4 protein-coding genes are annotated in these 3,850 nt (G+C 26.3%); 3 read left to right on the top strand and 1 reads right to left on the bottom strand.

All coding sequences use genetic code 11. From position 1 onward, the window contains the following. The 3 genes from A9758_RS03080 to A9758_RS03070 form a co-directional block, all read left to right on the top strand. The coding region (locus A9758_RS03080) for a hypothetical protein (RefSeq protein WP_069776330.1) at positions 1-202 on the top strand (202 nt) is incomplete at its 5' end. A 317-nt stretch (positions 203-519) separates the two neighbouring features. Next, entirely contained in the window at positions 520-1,704 is a 1,185-nt protein-coding gene (locus tag A9758_RS03075; protein ID WP_011406041.1) for a glycosyltransferase, read from the top strand. 4 nt (positions 1,705-1,708) lie between these two features. Further along, entirely contained in the window at positions 1,709-2,785 is a 1,077-nt protein-coding gene (locus tag A9758_RS03070) for a glycosyltransferase (protein WP_011406042.1), read from the top strand. Between the two features lie 65 nt (positions 2,786-2,850). Here A9758_RS03070 and A9758_RS03065 read toward each other — a convergent pair whose 3' ends face one another. Next, a complete protein-coding gene (locus A9758_RS03065) occupies positions 2,851-3,771 on the bottom strand; it encodes a 2-phosphoglycerate kinase (protein WP_011406043.1) in 921 nt (306 codons plus the stop codon). Positions 3,772-3,850: the final 79 nt, after the last annotated feature.

Genomic DNA, 3,850 nt, shown 5'->3' with positions numbered 1-3,850 from the left:
CATGATTAATATGACACCACCTGCCGGTGCTCAGAAATTCACCATCAAATACTCTGGTGATGACACCTACAAGGCTGTTAATATTATAAAAACCATTTATGTTGTAAAAGATAAATCCACAGTAAAAAACTTAGCAACTACCTCACAATTAAATAATCTAAATTCAAACATCACTATTGAAGTTTCAGTTAAAGATATTTAAATACCTAAATAGGTTCAATGAGTTATTGGTGGGTATAATAGTCTTAGAAATGATTAATATAATTCATCAATTAAAACAACAGTAGTTTAGTGGAAATATCTTTCCACAATTATTTTTTTTTAAATCCAAGTAATTTTTTTTATTATTTAATAGAACACTTCTTTTATAATAGTTTGCACTACTTTTTCATATAATTATAGAAATTAACTTTAATAAAAAAAGATATAACATTATACAGTAAAAATTATTTTTTTTAAATTACTATGTAATTTATGAAAAACATATTTTAAGTTAAAATGAATTAATTGGAGATATATATGGTAAAGATTTCAGTAATAATGCCTGTATATAATGGTGAAAAATATCTTGAAAAAACTTGTTTAAATCTATCAAAACAAACATTAACAGATATAGAATTGATTTGTGTCAATGATGGTTCTACAGATAACTCCTTAAATATTCTAGAAAAATTAGCAGATAAATATGATTTTATTAAAATAATCAACCAAGAAAATCAGGGATCTGGTGTAGCTAGAAATAATGGAATTGAAAATGCAATAGGTGAATATATTGCTTTTTTAGATGCTGATGATATATATGTTGATGTGGATGCATTGGAAAAAATGTATGAGTATGGTAGTAAACATGATGCAGATATGGTTGGAGCAAATCAAAAAAGAGTTTCAATTGATGGAAACTTAGAGGATAACTTTAATTATAAACAAAAGAATTACACTTACTTCTCAGATTATGGTGTTATATCTCCACAAGAGTATGGTATTCCATGGGCATTTTATAAGAATATATTTAAAAGAAGTTTTCTAAATAAACATAACATCACTTTTCCCAATCTAAAACGAGGACAAGATCCTGTATTTCTAGCAGAAGTATTAACAAAAGTCAATCAAATATATGTTGTTTGCACTGATTTATATGGATATAATTATGCTCTTGGTGGTGGAGCTAACAGTAAAGTAAATGATTATAATAAGAAATTAGATTATATGAATCATTATAAAATGACTTTTAAAATACTTGATGATGCACATTTCACAGAAATTTCTAATTCATATAAAAAACAGTTAATCACCTATTTAAAACTAAAAAACAATAGAAATGATAAGGAATTATTTGAAATTGTTCATAAAATCTTTGAAGATGATAATAAAACATACTTTGAAAATGTGGATGAAGAAATAATATATCTCGAGTTATGTTTAGTAAATCCTGAAAATAAGGATGTATACACATTTTTAATAGAATCAGTTAAATCACAGTTATATTCTATGAATATAAATAACATACAAATAAATCCAGTAATTTTTAAAAAGTATTTAGAGGTATTATCAGTTACTAATTATAGTCCATCAACAAATCCAGTGATGTGTCAATTACGTGATGAAATAGAAAATTCTAATAGTTGGAAATGCACACTACCTATTAGATTAACAAAAAATATGACTATAAAAGTTCTTAAAAAAATTAAAAATAAAGTTTTGTGATTATATGGTAAAAGTTTCTGTAGTTATTCCAGTATATAATGTTGAAAAGTATCTTAGGGATTGTTTGGATACTATTGTAAATCAAACACTGGAGGATATTGAAATTATCTGTGTTAATGATGGTTCCACAGATAAATCCTTAGATATATTAAATGAATATGCAAGTAAAGATGAACGTATGAGAGTTATTTCTCAAGAAAATGGGGGGCATGCCGTTGCTACAAATGTGGGAATGACTTATGCTACTGGTGAATATTTATTTTTAATGGATTCTGATGATATTTTAAAATTAAATGCTCTTGAGGATACTTATTCTATTGCAAAGGAAAAAGATGTTGATTTTGTATTATTTAAAGCCATAAATTATGATGATGAAAAAGATGAATATTATGAGGCTGAAAATTATAGTATGAATAAAATAGCACGTATTGTTAAAGATAATATATTTTCATATGAAGATTTAGGAGATGCTATATTTGATATTACAGTTACTCCATGGAGTAAGTTGTATAATAGATCATTTATTGAAGAAAATAATATTACATTTCCAGAGGGTCTTGTTTTTGATGATAATGTATTTTTCTGGAAAGTATTGTTTAGTGCTAAGAGAATTTATTTCTATAAGGAATTTCTATTTACACGTAGATGGTATTCAACATCATCCACTACTAAGGGTGATTTAAGATTCATAGATTCTATTGCAGTTTTTAATCTTGTATGGGATGTATTTAGAGAATTTAATTTATTTGAAAAATATAAGAAAATTCTGTATGATAAAAAGGTATTTCTAGCTAATATGCGTTTTGATAGAATTAAAGAAGAATATAGAGAAGCATACTTCAGTGCTATGAAGGATGATTTTACAAAGATATTGTATGATGATGTTCTTTATCAAGACTTTATTTCTATTCTATCACCTAAATATCAGAAATTATATGAACAAGTGTTAATATCAACTAGTGCTGAGGAATTTATTGCATCAAGAAAAGTATATGCTATGCTTAACACTATAAGTTGGAAATTATCTGCACCACTTAGAAATATTAAACAGGATATTACACGGGCTAAAAATAAGATATAATAATAGTTTCTTTTGAATAAAAAAGATAAAAGGAAATTCTAATTCCTTTTTTTAAATAGAAGAATTTATTCTTCGTTCTGTTTTTTAACTTCTTTTTCTAATTGTTTTTCATCAATGATATGTTCAATCATTGTATCAATAGTTGCTGTTACATCGATATTTTCTATTACTGGAATTCCATATTTATTTGCTTCTCCAACAATATAATCATGTGTTTTACGTATATCTGTAAAGTGTTTTAAGTATCTTTTAAGTGGACGTCTTGCCCATAACTGGCGACATCTAGAATAGAATCTACTTTTATGTATTTCTTCATCAGAAAGAGATAATACAAACATATGTACATTTGGAGTGTTTAATAATTCTTCATCAATAAAACCAGGAACAATATGAACTCCTTCTATAACTATACTTATTCCTTCTTTAATTGAACGTTCTACAACACCTGTTAGACCTACACTTACCGTATTTACATGATCTTTAAAACCAAGTAGTGTTTTATCAAATTCTGGTGGTGCAGGAGTAGTTAATGATTCTGCTGCCGTATAACTGGATTCAAATAATGTTGGACATAACTCCTTAGATACGATTTTTCTCATTACTTCACGTATCATATCTGTACTTAACATGTTTTTTATTCCAAGTTTATTAGCTAGTTCAAATGAAATAGATGATGTTCCAATACCAGATGCTCCACCTATTAGTATGATTAGAGGATCTTCTGATCTTCTAATATTTTTCCAAGCACTATATTTTTTAGCTAATAATGGATCTTCTTTTTCTAATGTTGCTTTTACTCGTTTTATTAATTCTTCTGATGGTACAATTGTTATTTTGTCCTTTTCAAATGATTTTTCTATTTCTGAAGCTAATTCATATGCTCTATCTGCTTTAATTTCACAACGTACTAGTGATTTTGAAAGTATACCTTTTGAAAATGGTTCTCTGTATTTTTTTCCACCAATTTCTCCTTCAATTAATAACATTGTATCACCGCCTTAAACATTATTAGAGTATATAGTATAATTATATGTTTTATATAATTTATATTATTTGTATAAAAAT

This window comes from Methanosphaera sp. A6 (assembly GCF_001729395.1).
GTDB classification, from domain to species: Archaea; Methanobacteriota; Methanobacteria; order Methanobacteriales; family Methanobacteriaceae; genus Methanosphaera; species Methanosphaera stadtmanae.
Note: the sequence above shows the minus strand (reverse complement) of the source record. Positions and strands in the feature narration are given on the sequence as shown.

What these genes read in the sequence shown, in the direction of transcription:
- A9758_RS03075 (WP_011406041.1), top strand. Translation starts at nt 520, where the DNA reads ATGGTAAAGATTTCAGTAATAATGCCTGTATATAATGGTGAAAAATAT.
- A9758_RS03065 (WP_011406043.1), bottom strand. Translation starts at nt 3,771, where the DNA reads ATGTTATTAATTGAAGGAGAAATTGGTGGAAAAAAATACAGAGAACCA.
- A9758_RS03070 (WP_011406042.1), top strand. Translation starts at nt 1,709, where the DNA reads ATGGTAAAAGTTTCTGTAGTTATTCCAGTATATAATGTTGAAAAGTAT.